Genomic DNA, 20,743 nt, shown 5'->3' on the forward strand with positions numbered 1-20,743 from the left:
ATAGAAAAATGAAGAAAATTGTATTTCTAACTGGAGCTGGGATGTCTGTGGAGAGTGGCTTTAAGACTTTCAGAGGTAGCGATGGACTATGGGAAGACTATCCCGTGGAGCAGGTGGCAACCCACGAAGCATTAGAGGCCGACCCCGCATTGGTCATTAATTTCTATAATCGCTTGCGCAAAAAACTGTTCGCAGCACAGCCCAACGCAGGGCACAAACTCATCAAAGACTTGGAAAAGAACTACGAGGTGGCCATCGTCACGCAAAACGTTGACGACCTGCACGAGCGCGCTGGTTCGTCGAATGTCATACACTTGCACGGCGAACTCAAGAAAATGTGCTCCAGTAACGACCCTTATAATCCAGAGTTTATTGAGCAACTGACCGAGGAAAACTGGGAGGTAACACCCGGAACGAAGGCCAAGGACGGAAGCATGCTACGCCCGTTCATCGTCTTTTTCGGCGAAGCAGTGCCCATGATCGAAGTCGGAGCACGGGAAGTCAGCGAGGCAGATATATTCGTCATCGTCGGAACATCGCTCAACGTCTATCCCGCAGCTGGCCTCATCCACTACGTCAGACCAGGAAAGCCCATCTACCTGATTGACCCAAACGAGGTGACACAGGGCAAGCGAGACGACATCACCGTAATAAGGAAAGGCGCAAGCGAGGGATTGGAGGAGCTTATGGGCCGCCTTGAAGACATCGGTATCTGACTGACCATCAAACGAAACCGGTACAGACCCCGACCATGAATAGGGGTTCAGGCAATCAAGAATACATAAAACAATGCCCGACTCGTAGCCAGCCTGACATCCGTCATCGACAGACAACAAGGCTGACAGTAAGAAGGAGGGGCATGCAAGGAGGATTCATTCAATGAGAAAACTACTGTTGCTAATCATCTGCGCTGTGCTGACAGTTCCGGCAATGGCGCAAAAGAATGTCTATAAGTTCACGGTGAAAGACGGAAACGAGCGGAAAGTGAAACTGAAGGAGTACAAGGGCAAGGTGCTGCTGATAGTGAACACGGCTACCAAGTGCGGATTCACACCGCAATACGAAGAGTTGCAAAAGCTCTACGAGAGCTATAAGGACAAGGGACTCTTGATTCTTGATTTCCCGTGCAACCAATTCGGCGGACAGGCACCGGGCACTTATCGGGAGATTCATGCGTTCTGCACGGGCAACTACGGAGTAACCTTCCCACAGTTTGCTAAAATCGACGTCAACGGAAAGAACGAGTCGCCCCTCTACACCTATCTGAAAGCGCAGCAAGCCTTCAAGGGTTTCGACAAGAACAACAAGATTGGACAATATCTCGACTCTAAGTTCAGCCAAGAAGACCCAGACTATGCCAAGAGTCCCAGTATAAAATGGAACTTCACCAAGTTCCTCATCGACCGCGAGGGACACGTGGTTGACCGCTTCGAGCCAACGGCCGACATGAAAGAGGTCGAGAGCGGCATCAGGGCAGTGCTGAGAATGTAACTGTCGGTGAGCTTTACAACCGTCTCACAGGTAACCGTTTTTCAGACTGAAGGCTGTGCATTCATGACCAAAGCTCAGCAATCGCAAAACAAAAGGTGAGCTTTCGCCGCGTGTTTGGTCACCAAACGGACGGTAAAAGGTCACCTTTTACAATCAAACATGTATCTTATTGATCAACAGATAATTACAAACCATCATTCCAACACTGATTGGTTGGCCTTTCATTCCTCCAAAAACCCATCACATTCATGAAAAAATTTTATCGAATTTTGGGAGGAATCATTCTGCTGATTCTCATAGCCCTGACTGGAGCATCTTTCTATATGCTCAACTATTCCATCGAGGCGCCCACGAATGGCTATGCCTCGCAATGGCGAAAACTGCACATCGACTACCCGCAGCTGCGTGATTGGCTCGATTCGGTGAAGAACAACAACCGGTTGGGCGACACCACCATCACGCTTGCTAACGGACTACGTGGGCACGCTTTCTATCTGCGGAACGATTCGGCACAAGGAAAAAGTGCCATCTGCATACACGGCTACGGAAACAATGCTTTGGGAATGATGCAGATAGCTTACATATATAATAAGGTGATGAAAATGAATGTCGTGCTGCCCGACTTGCACGCTCATGGCAAAAGTGAGGGCAACGACATACAGATGGGATGGAAAGACAGACTTGACGTGGAGCAATGGATTCCCATTGCCGAAAAAATGTTTCGCAAAAGTGGAAGGAAATCGAAGATGGTCATCCACGGAATATCGATGGGCGCAGCCACGACAATGAACATCTCCGGCGACACGACTCCCGACTATGTGAGATGCTTTATCGAGGATTGTGGCTACACAAGTGTATGGGACGAGTTCGGCAACCAGCTGAAAGCAGAGTTCAACTTGCCCGAATTTCCACTGCTATACACCACCTCGGCACTCTGCCGACTGAGATACGGCTGGTCGTTCGGCGAGGCCAGCTCACTGAAACAAGTCGCAAAGTGCAGCAAGCCCATGCTTTTCATTCATGGTGACACCGACAATTTCGTTCCGTCAGGCATGGTCTATCCGCTTTTCAATGCCAAGCCACAGCCCAAGGAACTTTGGATAACAAAGGGAACGGCGCATGCCAAGAGCTACAAAGATTATCCAGAGGAATATAGTCGGAGAGTGGCTGAATTCGTCGGCAGATCTTTCCGTTGACGAGCGCAGCATGAGGAGGGCCGAAAGGATGGACTATTCGTCGAAGCCTATGGGTCGGAACTGTCTCTGTTCCTGGCTATAGACGAAGCCGGAAGCCAGCAACACCTCACGTAAATGGTCGGGGAGCTCGCCGAAAGAATAGCACAACGACTCCAGACTGTCAAACTCTCCGTCTCTCAACAGCATATTCACACTGCTAACAAGGATAGCTGGGTCTTTTGGTAGATAATCCATTGGAAGTACTTAGTGGTTTCCTCCACCCGCATTTATTCAGCGGAAAGAGGAAGATTGATGAATAAAGGTTTCAACTCCGACCCTACTGCATGGAATCGCCAGTGAATTGCAACGGCAGCAAATCCTTGATAGTGTCGATGACATACACTCCTTCGGTGCCATGAAGCAGAATGCGAACGGGACGTTTGTAGCGTGCCTCTATCTCCAATATCACCTGCCGGCATGCGCCACAAGGCACAATGGGCTCACGGACAAGACCTCCGCCAGTGCGGGCGGCTATGGCCAGCGTTGTAATGGCTTGGTCTGGCCATTGCGACTGGGCAGCGAAAATGGCCGATCGCTCAGCACACAGCCCCGATGGATAAGCGGCATTCTCCTGATTGGCACCCATCACCTCGTTTCCGTTCTCCAGCAATAACGCCGCACCTACGGCAAAATGACTGTATGGGGAGTAGCTATGTTCCGTTGCCTTAATAGCCGTCTGCACGAGGTGCTGTTCCTTCTCCGAAAGCTCATCGGGCTGACAGTAACCGATCTTAATATTAATATCTATTGTTTTCATAACCTTTCATCATTCTTTTTTTTCCTCATATTCATAGCAACCGACGTCGGGCACATCGCTACGCGTCTTGCCATCGTGATCGGCCGCACTGGTACCGTTTGCAAGCACATAGCCCGCATCGCGCGCCTTTGATTTCTCGCTGAGATGAAAGTCATAGTATTGCTTTTCGCTATCGATCTTGCGGAAATGCCTCTCGCCAGAACCGACAGTGTCTGTGGCTTCCTCCCACTTCACTTCAATATATTTGGTCTCATCCATCTCCTTGGGTTTCGTGGTACGAAGGATGCTGTGGTCGAATTTATAATTCAGAGCCACATCCTTGCTGAACTCTCCCATGATGACATCTTCGGCATAACCTGTTATTAGCGTGTTGAAGACGTCGAATTGTAGGAGTGGGTAAATCATGCCTGCTCGTGTGTTGCCGAATCTCAGCGCAACTCCCCGACGGGAATCGAAAGGGTAGAACTGGGCGAGGGTGCAGTGGCTCATGGTCACAGTTCCGCCGAAGAATGCCGCACAGTCATTGAGTGTGTTCGTCAGCTGCGAGTTGCTGATATTGACCTTGCAGTTTGTCGCAAGCAAACCATACCCCTGACAGTTGTGCACTGTGCTGTTGCGCATCGTCAGTGTGGTTCGCGAAACGTCGGATGAGTCGCAGACCACACCATTGTATGCCGAATGCAAATCGGTGTAGGCCATCTCGTTGTCATAGCTGGACTTGTGAAAATGGATTCCTTGCCATTGTCCGCTCACACGGTCGTAGGGCAGGTAGTCGAACATCCAATCCAGCCTGTCGCCCCTGAGCGTCACCCATGCGTCGGGTGTGCCCACGGTTTTCAACGTTCCATAAACGTCAATCCCCGCCTTGTTGGAGAAATAGAGAGTCGTCCCCGCTGCAACTGTCAGCGTTGCCCCTTCAGCAACTTTCAGCGAGCCTTGAATCACGATGGGTTTCGTACTACGGATGGTTTTGTCTGTGGTTATCTCTACATTCTTGAGCAACTCTGCATCCCAGCTGTAGGCATTGAGGTTGACTTTCTGCCGAACGCCACTCTCAAGGGTGAAAATCAGGTTGTCTTCCACCAGCGTCGGATCGGTGTTCCCGTTGATGGGAGTGGTCAGTTCCACAAAGACGCGAATGCTGTCCTTATTTCTCACCTCAAGTCCGTTCACCTGATAGCCACTGGATTGTCCGAGATAGATGCCATCTACATTAACCCGGAAACCCGTCTGGTTGCCATTCTCTAACCGTACATTCGTCAGTCGGATTCCCTCACCTGACCTATTATATACCCAAAAGGTCTTGGTGGGTGTGGGAACTTTCGAGAAAGTAGTATCCAAACGCAAGGTGTCGGTTGAGAACGTCAACAGATTGCTGGTTGATGTCGTAAAAGAGTCGTCGTCATTGCAGGCTGTCGCGAGTCCGACAACAGCCAACAGTACAATGATTGTTATCTTGTTAATTATCTTCATACGCTATTCAAACGTAATTTGCCTCACTTTATTGCCTATCGTTGGGCACTGACTTGAAAGTGGCGGTTCATCAAAGAGAGCTTACTTGTAAATCAATGTCGTCAACGTCTCTGGCTGGAACAAGTCGCTTGCCACAGCTTGCAATTCTTCAGCGGTAATGGAATCAATCTGCTGGTAGAGCTTTTCGGTGTGCTTCTCCCACCCATAGTGGAGATAACTCAGGCCAAAGCCGAGCGCAAAGTTCTCCTTGTTGTCAGAAGCGATGCCCAACTGCCCCTTTATCTGTCGCTTGGCAGTCGCTAATTCGTCAGGAGTGAGGGGCACGTTCATGAACCGATCAAGTTCTTTGCGCACCAACTGCGTGCATAGCCTTACGTCTTTCGGGTCGCAACCAAAGTAAATGCCCCACAACCCCACAGCGCTGAACGCTGTCATGAAACTTTCCACCGTGTAAACAAGTCCGTTCTGTTCTCTGAGCGACAAGTTAAGCCGTGCATTCATGCCTGGTCCACCAAGAATATTGTTGAGCAAATACAACACCAGACGGCGCTTGTCGTGGACATTATACGCACGGTTGCCAATCATTACATGAGCTTGGTGCGTCTTTTTGTGGACCGTAATGTTCGAGGCACGATAGTGATAGCGATTCGTATCCACCGCCGCCGTACCGTCTTCGATGACCGGCTGAGCTTCGGAAGCCATCCGTCGCACGTCAGCGGTGTAGTTTCGCAATGCGGCAACAGCCTCATCGAACGCAATATCTCCGTAAATGTAAAACACACAGTTGTCAGGGCGATAGAATTTGTCAGTAAACCGCCGCGCATCCTCAGTCGTGAACGAGCGTACGTTGCGTGTCGTTCCCAGAATGCTGTGACCCAGCGGATGGTTTCTGAACACAATATTCTCGAATTCATCATAGATGAGTTCCGCAGGGCTGTCGTTGTACGACTCAATTTCATCGCAAATCACCTCCACTTCCTTATCGATTTCCGACTGTGGGTAAGTGCTGTGGAACACAATGTCAGACAAGAGGTCGGCAGCGAGTAGGAAATGTTCCTTCAGAATGGCCGAATAATAGACCGTCGTTACCTTAGTGGTGTACGCATTCAGATCTCCCCCGACATCTTCCAGACAATTGATAATGTCGAGGCTGTCGCGTCGTTGCGTGCCTTTGAACGAAACGTGTTCGCAGAAGTGAGCAATGCCCTCTTCATTCTTGCCTTCATTGCTCGTCCCCGCATTGATTTCGTAGCCGCAATAGACCACTGGCGACGTGGAGGGCAAATGAATTATACGCAATCCGTTATCTAACCTTGCTGTGTTATATTTCATTCTGCTTGCAAAATTACTGAATTTCTTTTTGAAATATGCCCAATTTGTACTATATTTGCACATCGAATACCTGATATCTTAGGATAATCGAAAATTAGTTAGCCTAACGTAATTAAGGATAAAGACTATCATCCATGCGCAAGATCATAGGAATTGGCGAGACTGTTCTCGACATAATTTTCAAAGACGGACAGCCAATCGGGGCTTATCCAGGAGGTTCCACGTTCAATGCAATGGTCTCTTTGGGCCGTTCTGGGATGAACACCACTTTCATCAGTGAGGTCGGGAGCGACCGGGTGGGAGACTTCATCAGGAAATTCCTGATTGAAAACGGTGTGAATGCCGACGGAGTGGCTGCGTTCCCTGGCTCAAAATCGCCTATTTCCTTAGCTTTCCTCAATGAGCAGAATGATGCCGAGTACATTTTCTACAAAGACCATCCACACGACCAGCTCGAATTTTCCTTCCCCGACATACAACCCGACGACATAGTGCTCTTCGGTTCGTATTATGCGGTCAACCCTGTGATACGCCAACATGTGCAAAGGCTACTCGAACTGGCACGGTCGAGGGGCGCAATCATCTACTACGACGTCAATTTCCGCTCCACCCACATCGGAGAGGTCATCAAAATAACACCCAACCTACTGGAAAATCTCGACTATGCCGACATTGTGCGCGGCAGCAAGGAAGATTTCATGAACCTTTACAAGAAAGATGACGCCGAAAAGGTGTATCATGCGGACATCTCATTCTACTGCAAACGATTCATTTACACAGATGGGGCGAACCCTATCGAAGTAAGGGCGCAGAATGGGTTCAGGAAATGTTATCCCACCCACGACCTACAGACAGTCAGCACGGTGGGAGCAGGCGACAATTTCAATGCCGGTTTCATCTTCGGGCTCATCAAATACGGAATTACAAAAAACGACTTGGAGAACGGACTCACAGAACAGCAATGGGACAAGCTCGTGGATTGCGCGCAAGCGTTCTCCTCCAACTGCTGCAAAGACATCTACAACTACGTCAGCAAGGAGTTCGGAGCCTCCATTCAACAACAATAACGAAACCAATTATTAAAAAATATGATAGAAATAACCAATAAGATTTTTTATGTCGGTGTCAACGACCGCAACAAGGCTAAGTTCGAGGGATTGTGGCCATTGCCAAACGGCGTCAGTTACAACTCCTATCTGATTGACGACGATAAGGTTGTGCTCATCGACACTGTGGAAGTTGACTTCTTTGTTCAGTTTATTGAGAATATACGCGAAGTGCTGGGCGACAGAAAAATTGATTATTTAGTAATTCACCACATGGAACCAGACCACTCCGGCGGACTGGCGCTGCTCAAGAAATACTATCCTGACATTCAAGTCATTGGTAACAAAAAGACCTTCGATATGATGTCTGGATTCTATGGCATTAAGGAGAACACCATTGAGGTGAAGAATGGCGACACCATTGAGATTGGAAAGCACAAGCTTGAGTTCTTCCTCACACCAATGGTGCACTGGCCTGAGACCATGATGACCCTCTGCACTGGCGGCGACTCCACACTGTTCAGCGGCGATGCCTTCGGCTGTTTCGGTGCGTTGAATGGCGGTTTCATTGACAAGGATATAGACACCAGCTGGTGTTGGGACGAGATGGTCCGCTATTACTCCAACATCGTCGGTAAATATGGTACTCCTGTACAGAACGCATTGAAGAAATTGTCGGGCAGCCACATCGATTACATCTGCTCAACACATGGCCCCGTATGGCACGAATATGTAGAAAAGGTGATCGGACTGTACGACAAGATGTCGAAATACGAAACCGAAACCGGACTTGTGATTTGCTACGGCACGATGTACGGCAACACCGAGCGCGTGGCCGAGCAGATAGCACGTGCCGCATCGTTGGCAGGTGTCAAGAACATCGCCATGTACAACATATCAAAAACGCACCACAGCTACATCATCCGTGACATCTTCCGTTACCGTGGATTGATTTTGGGTGCTCCAACCTACAACAACGGGCTCTACCACGAAATGGAAGTGCTCCTCTCCGAGATTGCAAACCGTGACATCAAGAACCGTTACCTTGGCTGGTTCGGCTCTTATGGATGGGCAAGCCGTGCGGTACATGCCATCGGTGAGTGGAACGACAAATGCGCTCACTTCGTGAAAGTGGGTGAGCCTGTTGAGATGCGTCAGGCCCTCAACGAAACCACGAAGGCCGAATGCTGGAGACTGGGCCGCGAAATGGCTACAAAATTGCTGGCTGAAGAGTAAGCGACCATGCTGCTGAGGATGAACACGGCCGACACGGACTCGCAGGTGATACATTTCCTGCGTTTGCCGTTGGTGGTCTTGGTTTTGCTCATCCACAGCAATTTCCACGGCACAAGTGAAGCGTGGAACGCACTTTGGGCAGCTGGGTCTCCATCCGTCGGACCTACCATGCCTACATTGGGAACTATCATCGACATCATATCGGGTTCACTGGCACAGCTGGCGAACCCTTTTTTCTTTTTCATCGGCGGATTCCTGTTCTTCCGTGAGGGCACGTTCTCAAAGTCACTGTACCTGCACAAGTTGCGAAACAGGGTCTCGTCGCTGCTCATACCTTATCTTATTTGGAACGCCATCTACCTCGTTGCATTATTGGCTGGTGAGCGGACGATGCCAGGATGGACTGCCAACATCGGTAAGACGATGACAGATTTCACCGTCGCCGACTGGCTTTACGCATTCTGGGACATCACCCTGATTGGCGGTCAGGGTGCGATGACAGCCCCCATAGCCATTCATTTCTGGTTCATTCGCGATCTAATGCTCATCGCTCTGCTCTCACCAGTCATCTATCAGTTGCTCAGATTTCTGTCGTCGCAGCGTAAGGAAGTACCCATCATCTTATTCATGGCCCTGCTCTACGCCACCAAGTGGGTCGAAGGCTTGCCAGGACTCAGCTCACAAGGGATACTGTTCTTCTCGTTCGGAGCCTATTTCTCCATCAGTGGGCTGAAATTCACCGATGCCATGCGCCCTATGCGATGGGGTGGCTTGTTCTTTGCACTGTTTTTCTGGCAGTTCAACAGCCCCAACTTGATGTATGCCGGCCTCATCGTCTTTGTCGTTTCGGTTGTCACCCGACTCATCGAACACCAGCAAACGACAGGCAATCCCCGACCGCTCATCCCACCGTTTCTGGCCAATGCCAGCTTTTTCATCTTCGCCTATCACTCTTTGCTTGTGGGCGGATTCCGCTACCTGTTCGAAACGGGTGCCGTCAATCCGCAGAATGGCATCGAGGCCTTGGGAATCTACCTCCTCTGTCCTGTCATCCTGATTGTTGTCGGAGCTATCACCCACAGTCTCATCAAGAAGGTTGCGCCCGGACTGGCAAGACTGCTGACCGGAGGAAGATAGAAAGCCATGAGGAATGTCAAGACTTATTACCTAAAAACTCACTTTTATTTTTGTCAATCCAGAGCAACCGTTCATGGAGTTTTGTGGTTCCATCAGCAGTTTTCCGTCCCTCGCACGCTCGAATAGCACGATGCAACCGACAAAAGGTCACCTATCGCACCCCATAACATAAGCTATCGAACGGCGAAAGATAATCCTTGAGCATCCAAAAGGTGAGCTATCGCCAACAAAACAGCAGATGGTTTTGCACTTTTTCCAATGATAAGAAAACTACAAACACACAACACACTGAATCAAAATAAGTTATAAGAAAGAGCTATAATTGCCAAATTTGAGAACAAACCTATGGTCGGTAGGGCAAAAGCCCGTATTTTTGAAGTGTTTGTAAAGATATTTCGCAAACCTACACTTCAGTTCAATTTCTTATCTTCATAAAATCTTGTATTCGCATGCTGGCATCTTGTCTGCCGTTTCCCTCACGGCTTAGCGCGCTAAACTTCCGAAAGAACGACAAACCATCTGCTCGACAATCAAACAAAATCAGCTCAAGCCCTTATGTCCGTTTGGTGTTAAAGCATTAAAATTAATGAATATATTTTGTGTTATGTACGATTTCCACTAACTTTGCAAGGTTATAAAACAATTTTAATTATGAGAATAGCATTAATAGGCTATGGCAAGATGGGGCACATGGTAGAGCAGATTGCGCTCGACCGTGGGCATCAGATTGTTTGCAAGATAGATGCCGACAACCAAAGCGACTTCAACTCTCCGGAGTTCGCCTCTGCCGACGTTGCCATTGAATTCACAACTCCGGCTACTGCATACGGCAACTACCTGAGAGCATTCGATCACGACGTAAAGGTCGTCAGCGGTTCAACGGGCTGGATGAACGAACACAAGGAGGATGTAGAGCGACTCTGTGGCGAAAATGGCAAAACACTCTTCTGGGCCAGCAACTTCTCGGTAGGAGTAGCTATCTTCGCTGCCGTCAACCGTTATCTGGCAAAGCTAATGAACGATTTTCCACAATACAACGTTGAGATAGAGGAGACCCACCACATACACAAACTGGACGCTCCATCAGGAACGGCCATAACTCTGGCAGAGGGCATTCTCGAAAACATAGACCGCAAGCAGCAGTGGGTGAAGGGCCATCAGCTCAACGCCGACGGCTCGGAAAGCGGAAGCAACAAAGTGGCCGACAACGAGTTGCCCATCGCGTCGATTCGCCGCGACGAAGTGCCAGGAATCCACAGCATCAGTTACGACTCCGAAGCCGACAAGATTACCATTACACACGATGCGCACAGCCGTAAGGGATTTGCGCTCGGTGCGGTGCTGGCCGCCGAATACACCAAAGACCACAGCGGACTGCTCACCATGAGCGACCTGTTCAAGTTTTAAAACAACATTGGCCCGAAACGACCAACAAAACAAAAATCAATGATTGATAAAGAAAAAGCAAAACTCAATCCCAAAAAGCAATGGGCTAAGTTTATCATCGTGGCAGTGCTCTACCTGCTATTCCTTTTCTGGGTGAAAAGCTGGCTGGGACTTATCGTCCTGCCATTCATTTTTGACGTCTATATCACAAAGAAAATAAGATGGCAGTGGTGGAAGGACTCCGACGGACCGGTAAAGTTCATCATGAGCTGGGTCGATGCCATCGTGTTCGCACTCGTGGCGGTCTATTTTATCAATCTTTTCTTCTTCCAAAACTACGTCATACCGTCGTCATCGCTTGAGAAGTCTCTGCTCACGGGCGACTATCTCTTCGTTTCGAAAGTCAGCTACGGCCCCCGCATTCCCCAAACACCACTTACCATGCCGCTGACACAGCACACCATGCCACTCTTCAATGTGAAGAGCTACATCGAATGGCCACACTGGGACTACCGACGCGTGAAGGGATTCGGAAAAGTGGAGCTCAACGACATCGTGGTGTTCAACTATCCAGCCGGCGATACCATCATGAGCGACATCGCCTATCAAGGACAAGACTACTATCAGTTTGTTTACGAGACGGGAACGAATTTGCTCTACCAGCAAAACCCAAACATCAATCTGGCTAATATGAACGCACTGCAACAGCGCGACTTCTTCAACAAGGCCTATTTGATGGGACGTAGCTATATCGTTCAGAACATAGGGACATACGGAGAGATAGAATCAAGGCCGACTGACCGTAGGGAAAATTATGTAAAACGCTGCGTGGGACTTCCCGGACAGACCTTGCAAGTGAAGAACAAGATTATCTATCTCGACGGAAAAGCCAATAAAGAACCCGACAACGTGCAATACACCTACATGGTGAAACTCAACAATATAACGGCGGCCGACTTACTTGGCGAGCGCTACGACGAGCTGCGTAAACAGCTTGGGATAAGTGCCGAGGATGTACAGAGCCTCAGCCGCTTGCATGGGTACGACGTTGACCGTGGCTTTGTACTGAACCAAGACGCTCTGCGATACGACGGCTATATGCCGCTGACCAAGAACGCAGCGGCACAGCTGAAGCGTCAGGGCATCGTCACTGCCATACGACCCGTCACAGACAAAGATGTCTATGCTGGTTCGATGTACCCGCTGAACAGCTTCCACGGCTGGACGCGCGACAATTACGGTCCAATCTGGATTCCACAGAAAGGCAAGAGCATCACGCTGACCATCGACAACCTCCCAATCTATGAGCGCTGCATAAAAGTGTATGAGGGAAATGACTTGCAGGTGAAGGGCAATCAGATATTCATCAACGGCAAACGCTCCAACCGCTACACCTTCAAGCTCGATTACTATTGGATGCAAGGCGACAACCGACACAACTCGGCGGACAGCCGGTATTGGGGTTTCGTGCCAGAAGATCACATCGTAGGCAAGCCACTGTTCGTCTGGTGGTCGAGCGATCCTGACAGAAAGGGATTGGGAGGCATCCGCTGGAGCAGATTGTTCATGTGGGTTGACAACATCAAATAGGCTGATTCATGACATCTTGTACAATTCAGGAGAAATGAAAACTTATTGATGCCATCTCTTCTACTCATCTCCACCTTAATGGTAGGATGCACGAGCAACAACAATGATGGATGTCAGTCCATTATATCAGCAACGGAATTGAATTTCGGAGCTGAAGGAGGACACAAGAAAATTGAGATTAGAAAACAAGATTTCGTCTATATCTTGGACGGAAATAACCAAGCTGGGGGTGTGGCGAACAAGTTGATGGATTACGTTACATAATTGGACAAGGAATGGTTCGTTACAGTCAATTTATAATGTCAGCCCTCACTTCCATAGATATTACCGTAAAAGAAAATAAGACAGAGCAACCACGGAGCCACAAACTGCCAGTGATGACACAGACCATTGGCATGAAAAAAAATACATTGGCGACATAAATCAACTATATCCTTATCAGTCAAGAAGCAAAATAGACAGAGAAAGCGATATGTATCTTTTAGCATCCACTTACTTCGGACCTGTACAATGGTACCAGAAACTCAACCGGGACGAATGTGTCGTCGAACAACACGAACACTTCGTGAAGCAGACCTACAGGAATCGCTGCGTGATTGCCACCACAAACGGCAAGCAAACGCTGTCGATACCTGTGGAAAAGTTCGACGGACCAAAGTGTAAGATGAAAGATGTGCGCATCAGCGACCACGACAACTGGAGGCACCAGCATTGGAACGCTTTGCTTTCGGCCTACGGCGAAAGCCCTTTCTTTGAATTCTATCAAGACGATATACACCCGTTTTTTGAGAAAAAATGGGATTTTCTCTTCGATTTCAACAACGAGATAACCCACAAAATCTGTGAGTTACTTGACGTCCGACCAAGAATACGCTTCACGGAGCAATACCTTCCAGCCAATGAAACTGGGCAATACATGGATTTTCGCAATGCCATCGACCCAAAACATCCAGCCGACGACCCAGAGTTCATCCCCCGAAAGTATTATCAAGTGTATGAGCAGAAACACGGTTTTCTGCCCAATCTCAGTATCCTCGACTTGCTTTTCAACGAAGGCAACGAGGCCATTCTTTATTTATAGCATAGACAAGCCACACGGCTATGCTTCCTGTTGGCGGATTCCCATACGCGCCTCGACAACGTTGACAACATAGTCGCCCAGTTTTTCGCATTCCTGTATGATATCCATGTACATGGTTCCTATCGCATAGGTGTATTTATGCTCGTTCACATCGTTGATGTTCTGCGAGCGAAGCTGGTCGCGGTAATTATTGATTTCATTCTCGATGTTGAACGAGTGGTGAATGTCGTTCTCGTGTTTGTGCCCCACCAATATACTGTTCATCTGCGTGAGTGCGTCATCGGTGAGTTCAAACATCTGGAAAATACGATTGTATTGTTCCTCTGAGAAATTCTCTTTGCCCTTGAAGCGACGATTTTCAGTGCGCGCTATGTTGAAGCAAGCATCGCCTATACTTTCTAATTCCGAAATTTCACGCAGCATCGATCTCACCTTTTCCTTGGTCTCATCACTCAGATGGGCATTCCCCACCTCATCAAGATACTTGGCAATCTCGATTTCCATGTTGTCAGAGATGCTCTCATATTTCTCAATGCGGGCGAAAAGTTTGGAAAATTCAGCCTCATCGTCTATCGTCAGCAGCTCACGCACCATGCCAAACATACGCTGCAAGCGCTCTGCGAACGACTGAATCTCCTTACTCGCCTCAAGTACGGACAGCTCAGGGGTTTTCATAATGCCAGCCTGTATGAAGCGAAGACGGAAATCTTCTTCAGCTTCAATATTAGAAGGCTTTATCATGTTGCTGACAAGCTTCTCCAACTGTGGGATAAACCAGATAAGTAAGGACGTGTTGGCGACATTGAAGGTAGTGTGGAAGGCTGCCAGCACGATCGGAAGCTTAACAGCGGCCTCGGCACGGCCCAACACATGGCTGGCCGGATCGTAGCCGACAAAGTCACAAACCATATCAATGAACGGATAGAACACACAAACCACCCACGTTACGCCAATGATGTTGAACATAAGATGAGCCAATGCAGCCCGACGGGCTTGCGTATTGGCGCCGAGTGCAGCCAAATTGGCCGTGATGGTAGTGCCAATGTTCTCGCCCATCACAAGAGCGATACCAAGATAGATAGGAAGCACACCCGTAGAACACATGAGAATGGTAATCGCCATAACAGCTGCTGACGACTGTACGATACAAGTGATTAAAGTTCCGATGGCGAGGAACACAAAGATACTCCCATAACTGTTGACATCTATTGACTTAAAGAATTCGATAACGGCTGGATTATGCTCCAATTGCAGGTCTTCCCCCCCAGCACTGAGCAACACAAGGCTGAAAAACATAAACGAAAGGCCGAAGAGGAAGTCGCCGATGTAACGCATTTTACGCGTATAGATAAGGACAATGCCCACCAAAAAGGCTGGAAACACAAAGCTTGTCAAATCAACGGAATAGCCCAAGGACATAATCCAGGCCGTGAGCGTGGTACCGATGTTGGCTCCCATTATGACAGAGATGGCCTGTGCAAGCGTCAGCAGTCCGGCATTGACGAACGAAACGGTCATTACCGTAGTGGCAGACGACGACTGGACGGCGCAGGTGATGAAAGTTCCCGTCAGCATTCCTGTAAATCGGTTGGTGGTCATTGCGCCCAAGATATGCCGCAACTGTGAACCCGCCATTTTCTGAAGAGCTTCGCTCATGACTTTCATTCCATAAATAAGGAGCGCCAGCGAACCTATAATCTTGAAAAAAATAGCTAAATAATCACTTGTAGTCATAATTAATTGTATTGTAATGCGATATTTTTTGCACTTAGCCCAGAATTTGTTAACTTTATAGCCAATTAACAAGGCATATTTCATAAGGATGAAACAAGTATTACAAATTCGATGCAAAAATAATAAAAAAACTTTAGAAGTTCCTATAGGAAGTACACTTTCTGAAATTTTTAATGAACTAAATATAGAAATGGAGCATGGCCCAGTCAGTGCCAGAGTGAACAACAAGGTAGAGGGCATGCACTTCCGGGTGTATCACAACAAAGACATTGAGTTTCTTGACCTTCACACGTCTTCTGGCATACGAACCTACACCCGTTCGTTGTTCATGGTGCTCTGCAAGGCAGTTCACGACATCTATCCGGGCAGCGAAGTGGTAATCGACATTCCCGTCTCGAATGGCTATTATTGCAATCTGAAGTTAGGACATGCCGTAGAAGAGGAAGATGTTGCCAAGATTCGCCAACGTATTCATGAAATCATCGCAGCGCAAATACCCATCCTACGCTTTGAGACTACCACTGAGGCAGCGATCGAAATGTTTGAGAAACTGGGCGATGAGGCAAAGGTGAAGCTCCTGAAGAGCAGCGGTTCGCTCTACACGACTTATTATAAGCTTGACGATTACAAGGATTACTATTACGGTTCGATGCTGACGAACACAAAAGAGATAAAGCTTTTCGGCATAGAGAAGTACTTTGACGGCATCCTGCTTCGCATTCCATCTGTGAAAGACCCATCAAAACTGGGCGAATTCATCCGCCAAGACAAGATGTTTGAGGTGTTCAAGGAACACCATCGCTGGCAAAACATACTGGGAGTGAGCACTGTTGGCGACTTTAACGAGGCGGTTAAAAAAGGCCTTTCCAATGATCTCATCCACGTCAGCGAAGCCTTGCAGGAAAAAAAGATCGCCCAAACCGCCGAGACTATCGCACGACGGAAGGGAACAAAGGTAGTGCTCATCGCCGGCCCGTCATCGAGCGGCAAGACAACCTTTTGCAAACGTCTCTCTGTTCAGCTGCTCACATGCGGCATAAAGCCGATACAGGTATCGTTGGACGACTATTTCGTTGACCGTCAGAACACCCCCAGAGATGAGAATGGTGAGCTCGACTACGAAAGCATCCATGCTTTGAACATCGCGCTCATCAACGAGCAGTTTGCGGCACTCTTCAGAGGAGAGGAAGTGAAGCTGCCAAAATACAACTTTCAGACAGGAAAGAGCGAGAGAAGTGGCAAGAAACTCCAACTGAAAGCCAACAATATCCTTGTGGTGGAAGGCATACATGCCCTGAATCCTGAGCTTACGGCACACATTCCAGACGAACAGAAATTCAAAATCTATGCGTCCGCCCTGACAACCATCCTCCTCGACGATCACAACTACATCCCTACGACTGACAACCGCCTGCTCCGTCGCATCGTCCGCGACTACAAATATCGCGGTTGCTCAGCGCAGGAGACCATTCGCCGATGGCCCAGCGTGCGGGCAGGCGAGAATAAGTGGATATTCCCTTATCAGGAAAATGCCGATGTCATGTTCAACAGTGCCATGTTGTTCGAACTCGCCGTCATAAAGAATCAAGCTGAGGAGGTGTTGGAACAGGTACCGGAAAGATGCGAGGAGTATGCCGAGGCCTATCGCTTACGAAAATTCCTCAAATACTTCTCCCCCCTGCCCTACAAAAGTCTGCCACCAACCTCACTTTTACGCGAATTCCTGGGCGGATCGTCGTTCAAATACTAAAATTGCGTCATTACTCTGTCCTAAATACTCTTAGCAAGACAAGACTATTCACGACTATACGCTCCACGTCTTTTTGCAGATTGTGCATTTATCGCAGTTTGCAAAAAGACTTTTATATTCGAAATCACATATATAATAATGTGGCTTTGCCAGACAGCAACCAACATTCTCCGTTAATTTCGCCTCACTGTCATGGGTCAAAAATCAATCGTCACAATAGAATCTTTAACCTCCTGAAAATACATCGGTAAAAAAACAGAGTGAAAGCCCAGACACAACGAAAGCGCTCATTGCCACAATCTGCCTGTCTCAGACAAAAAAAATAACAACAATACAAATATATTTTATTTCAAGCGTTTATCTATAAAATTGCCACTATCAACCCATCATAATTTAACATTTAATACTAAAACCACTATTACCGTTCCCTTTTTTCTATTTCAGCCACATATTCAATAGATTACAATTAAGAAATTAAAATGTTATTTTTCAGCAAAATATTTTGTTTATTCAATTTTTATTCGCACTTTTGCCACGGAACTAACTATAAACAAAACAATTTCTATGGAAGAACAAATCGAAGTGAAAGAACTCGAACATGTTGTTGTGCTCTTTTCCGGCGATTCCGGTGACGGAATGCAACTTGCAGGCAACATCTTTTCCAATGTTTCAGCAACAGTGGGAAATGGAATCTCAACTTTTCCTGACTATCCTGCAGACATCCGCGCCCCGCAAGGTTCATTAACTGGTGTCAGTGGATTCAGAGTGCACATCGGTGCAGGAAAAGTTTATACACCTGGTGACAAGTGCGATGTACTGGTAGCAATGAATGCAGCCGCTTTAAAAACGCAATACAAGAACTGCAAACCACAGGGAACCATCATTCTTGATACAAATTCCTTTGGTCCTCGCGACTTGCGAAAGGCTGAATTCACAACAGACGATTATCTTGGCGAGCTGGGTATTGACCCAGACCGTGTCGTAGCTTGTCCTATCACCAAAATGGTGAAAGACTGTCTTGCTGATTCCGACATGGATAACAAGGCGATGCTCAAGTGCCGCAACATGTTTGCCTTGGGTCTTGTTTGCTGGTTGTTCAACCGCGATCTCGAATTGGTGGGCAATTTCCTGAGAGACAAGTTCAAGAAAAAGCCAGCGATTGCCGAAGCCAACATTAAAGTGGTGGAGGCTGGATACAACTATGGGCACAACATCCATGCCTCTGTCCCCAACACTTACCGCATAGAGACTAAGGAGAAGCAAGCCGGCCGGTATATGGACATCACCGGCAACAAAGCAACAGCCTACGGTTTGATAGCAGCTGCCGAGAAGGCGGGGCTGAAACTGTACCTGGGCTCATATCCCATCACCCCAGCAACAGACATCCTTCACGAGCTGGCTAAGCACAAATCTCTCGGTGTCATCACCGTACAGAGCGAAGATGAGATATCAGCAGCAGCCACAGCCATCGGCGCATCGTTCGCGGGTGCTTTGGCAGTAACCACAACTTCTGGTCCTGGTATCTGCCTGAAGAGCGAGGCCATGAACTTGGCTGTCATCGACGAGTTGCCGCTCGTTATTGTCGATGTTCAGCGTGGTGGACCATCTACCGGTCTTCCAACCAAGTCAGAGCAGACCGACCTTCTGCAAGTACTCTATGGCAGAAACGGTGAGAGCCCAATGCCAGTGATTGCCGCCACCAGCCCTACCGACTGTTTCGATGCCGCTTTTGCAGCTTGTAAGATGGCATTGGAGCACATGACACCAGTAGTGCTCCTCACCGACGCATTCATTGCCAACGGTTCGTCAGCATGGAAGTTACCCGACATCGCAGACCTTCCAGAGATTCGCCCACACTATGCCACTGAGGCACAGCGCTACTCATACAGACCATACAAGCGCGATGAGTACAGCAACGTACGTTATTGGGCCATTCCGGGAATGGAAGGCTACACACATATCCTCGGAGGATTGGAGAAAGACGGCAAGACTGGCGCCATCTCTACAGAACCAGAGAACCACCACAAGATGGACACCCTACGTTTCGAGAAGGTTGCCCGCATTCCGGTCCCAGATCTCACAGTCCAAGGCGATGCTGACGATGCTGAGTTGCTCATCGTAGGTTTCGGAAGTACCTACGGTCACTTGTATTCAGCCATGCAGGAGTTACGTGCGAAAGGCCATAAGGTTGCACTTGCACAATTCAAGTTCATCAACCCACTGCCAGCCAACACCGCCCAGATACTGGGTAAGTACAAAAAGGTGGTGGTAGCCGAGCAGAACCTTGGCCAGTTGGCAGCTTTGCTCCGCATCCGCATCAACCATTTCGCACCCTACCAGTACAATCAGGTAAAGGGTCAGCCATTTGTTGTTCAGGAACTCGTCAAGGGCTTCGAGCGACTCATCTCCCTCCCATTGCCAAAGGATGATTGTGGTACGTTCTATTCACGAATCTTACAATAAAAAGGAAAAATCAAAAATGAGCGAATATACAGAAAAAGATTTCAAGAAAGGTCAACCAAGATGGTGCCCTGGTTGTGGCGACCACTTCTTCTTGGTGAGTTTCCAAAAAGCTATGGCCGAAATAGGCATCCCTCCTCATCAGACTGCGGTTATCTCTGGTATTGGATGTTCAAGCCGTTTGCCCTACTATGTCAACACGTATGCCATGCAGACCATCCACGGTCGTGCAGCTGCCATTGCCACAGGCGCAAAGGTTGTGAATCCAGAACTTGCCGTTTGGCAAGTGTCAGGCGACGGCGACGGTCTGGCCATTGGTGGAAACCACTTCATCCATGCCATGCGCCGAAACATCAATCTGAACATGATTCTCTTGAACAACCGCATCTACGGTTTGACCAAGGGACAGTATTCACCTACCAGTCCACGTGGTTTTGTATCAAAGTCAACACCATTCGGTAGTGTTGAGGACCCATTCCGCCCAGCAGAGCTCTGCTTCGGCGCACGCGGCAAGTTCTTCGCCCGCAGTGTTGCCACCGATGCGCAGGAGACCATCAACATCCTCAAGGCTGCCAACAGTCACAAGGGTGCCGCTGTCTGCGAGATTCTCCAGAATTGCGTCATTTTCAACGACGGATGCCACAACAGCATCTATAACAAGGAAGGCCGCAGCAAGAATGCCATCTATGTTCGTCAGGGACAGCCGTTGGTATTCGGCGAGAACAACGAGTACGGACTGGTGCAGGAAGGCTTCGGTCTGAAGGTGGTGAAGATTGGCGAAAACGGTGTCAAGCTGGAGGATATTCTCATTCACGACGCACACTGTGTTGACGACACCCTACAGCTGAAGTTGGCCATGATGGACAACGAACACGGTTTCCCAGTAGCCTTGGGTGTTATCCGCGACGTGGAGGCTCCCACATACGACGAGGCTGTCAATGCGCAGATTGAGGAAGTGAAAGGTAAGAAGCCTTATCACAACTTCATGGAACTGCTCGAAACCAACGACATTTGGGAGGTTCAATAAGTCAATTG

General features: G+C 48.5%; 18 protein-coding genes. 13 read left to right on the forward strand and 5 right to left on the reverse strand.

From position 1 onward, the window contains the following. Positions 1-8: 8 nt before the first annotated feature. The 3 genes from H515_RS0101160 (at position 9) to H515_RS0101170 (ending at position 2,687) form a co-directional block, all read left to right on the forward strand. Positions 9-716: an SIR2 family NAD-dependent protein deacylase gene (locus H515_RS0101160; protein WP_028901464.1), complete on the forward strand. Its 708-nt coding sequence runs from the start codon at positions 9-11 to the stop codon at positions 714-716. Between the two features lie 163 nt (positions 717-879). Beyond that, positions 880-1,491 (forward strand): glutathione peroxidase, encoded by a 612-nt coding sequence (locus H515_RS0101165; protein WP_025874786.1) that lies wholly within the window; start codon positions 880-882, stop codon positions 1,489-1,491. 248 nt (positions 1,492-1,739) lie between these two features. Then, a complete protein-coding gene (locus H515_RS0101170) occupies positions 1,740-2,687 on the forward strand; it encodes an alpha/beta hydrolase (protein ID WP_028901465.1) in 948 nt (315 codons plus the stop codon). A 33-nt stretch (positions 2,688-2,720) separates the two neighbouring features. Here the strand turns inward: H515_RS0101170 and H515_RS0101175 are convergent, their stop codons facing one another. The 4 genes from H515_RS0101175 to H515_RS0101190 form a co-directional block, all read right to left on the reverse strand. Further along, the gene (locus tag H515_RS0101175; protein WP_025874784.1) at positions 2,721-2,921 is read right to left on the reverse strand and encodes a DUF4250 domain-containing protein; all 201 of its coding nucleotides are present in this window, start codon (positions 2,919-2,921) and stop codon (positions 2,721-2,723) included. An 82-nt stretch (positions 2,922-3,003) separates the two neighbouring features. Continuing rightward, complete coding sequence (gene cdd / locus H515_RS0101180) at positions 3,004-3,483, reverse strand: cytidine deaminase (RefSeq protein ID WP_025874782.1); 480 nt, start codon at positions 3,481-3,483, stop codon at positions 3,004-3,006. Positions 3,484-3,492: 9 nt separating this feature from the next. Continuing rightward, on the reverse strand, positions 3,493-4,956 hold the full coding sequence (locus H515_RS0101185) for a right-handed parallel beta-helix repeat-containing protein (protein WP_081410097.1): 1,464 nt from the start codon (positions 4,954-4,956) through the stop codon (positions 3,493-3,495). 81 nt (positions 4,957-5,037) lie between these two features. After that, positions 5,038-6,288, reverse strand: a complete 1,251-nt coding sequence (locus H515_RS0101190; protein WP_025874778.1) for a M16 family metallopeptidase — start codon at positions 6,286-6,288, stop codon at positions 5,038-5,040. A gap of 134 nt (positions 6,289-6,422) precedes the next feature. Here H515_RS0101190 and H515_RS0101195 point away from each other — a divergent pair, with 134 nt between their 5' ends. The 7 genes from H515_RS0101195 to H515_RS0101225 all read left to right on the forward strand — a co-directional run bounded on the left by H515_RS0101195 (position 6,423) and on the right by H515_RS0101225 (position 13,764). Next, entirely contained in the window at positions 6,423-7,355 is a 933-nt protein-coding gene (locus H515_RS0101195; RefSeq protein ID WP_025874776.1) for a carbohydrate kinase family protein, read from the forward strand. Positions 7,356-7,376: 21 nt separating this feature from the next. After that, complete coding sequence (locus H515_RS0101200; RefSeq protein ID WP_025874773.1) at positions 7,377-8,570, forward strand: FprA family A-type flavoprotein; 1,194 nt, start codon at positions 7,377-7,379, stop codon at positions 8,568-8,570. 6 nt (positions 8,571-8,576) lie between these two features. Next, a complete protein-coding gene (locus H515_RS0101205; RefSeq protein ID WP_025874771.1) occupies positions 8,577-9,707 on the forward strand; it encodes an acyltransferase family protein in 1,131 nt (376 codons plus the stop codon). A gap of 651 nt (positions 9,708-10,358) precedes the next feature. Further along, positions 10,359-11,114 carry a 4-hydroxy-tetrahydrodipicolinate reductase gene (gene dapB / locus H515_RS0101210; protein ID WP_025874769.1) on the forward strand — a complete coding sequence of 252 codons (756 nt, stop codon included), beginning with the start codon at positions 10,359-10,361 and terminating at the stop codon, positions 11,112-11,114. Between the two features lie 39 nt (positions 11,115-11,153). Beyond that, positions 11,154-12,683 carry a S26 family signal peptidase gene (locus H515_RS0101215; RefSeq protein ID WP_025874767.1) on the forward strand — a complete coding sequence of 510 codons (1,530 nt, stop codon included), beginning with the start codon at positions 11,154-11,156 and terminating at the stop codon, positions 12,681-12,683. Positions 12,684-12,731: 48 nt separating this feature from the next. Beyond that, entirely contained in the window at positions 12,732-12,947 is a 216-nt protein-coding gene (locus tag H515_RS0101220; RefSeq protein WP_154653607.1) for a hypothetical protein, read from the forward strand. 208 nt (positions 12,948-13,155) lie between these two features. Further along, a complete protein-coding gene (locus H515_RS0101225; protein WP_025874763.1) occupies positions 13,156-13,764 on the forward strand; it encodes a WbqC family protein in 609 nt (202 codons plus the stop codon). An 18-nt stretch (positions 13,765-13,782) separates the two neighbouring features. Here the strand turns inward: H515_RS0101225 and H515_RS0101230 are convergent, their stop codons facing one another. Beyond that, positions 13,783-15,498, reverse strand: a complete 1,716-nt coding sequence (locus H515_RS0101230; protein WP_025874761.1) for a Na/Pi cotransporter family protein — start codon at positions 15,496-15,498, stop codon at positions 13,783-13,785. Positions 15,499-15,586: 88 nt separating this feature from the next. On the opposite strand from H515_RS0101230, the gene H515_RS0101235 reads away from it, so the two are divergent. The 3 genes from H515_RS0101235 to H515_RS0101245 all read left to right on the forward strand — a co-directional run bounded on the left by H515_RS0101235 (position 15,587) and on the right by H515_RS0101245 (position 20,735). Beyond that, complete coding sequence (locus tag H515_RS0101235) at positions 15,587-17,248, forward strand: nucleoside kinase (protein ID WP_036890487.1); 1,662 nt, start codon at positions 15,587-15,589, stop codon at positions 17,246-17,248. 564 nt (positions 17,249-17,812) lie between these two features. Then, complete coding sequence (locus H515_RS0101240) at positions 17,813-19,711, forward strand: 2-oxoacid:acceptor oxidoreductase subunit alpha (RefSeq protein ID WP_028901466.1); 1,899 nt, start codon at positions 17,813-17,815, stop codon at positions 19,709-19,711. 16 nt (positions 19,712-19,727) lie between these two features. Continuing rightward, positions 19,728-20,735: a 2-oxoacid:ferredoxin oxidoreductase subunit beta gene (locus H515_RS0101245; protein ID WP_025874757.1), complete on the forward strand. Its 1,008-nt coding sequence runs from the start codon at positions 19,728-19,730 to the stop codon at positions 20,733-20,735. Positions 20,736-20,743 lie beyond the last annotated feature (8 nt).

Origin of the sequence: Prevotella corporis DSM 18810 = JCM 8529 (genome assembly GCF_000430525.1) — a bacterium.
Lineage (GTDB): Bacteria > Bacteroidota > Bacteroidia > Bacteroidales > Bacteroidaceae > Prevotella > Prevotella corporis.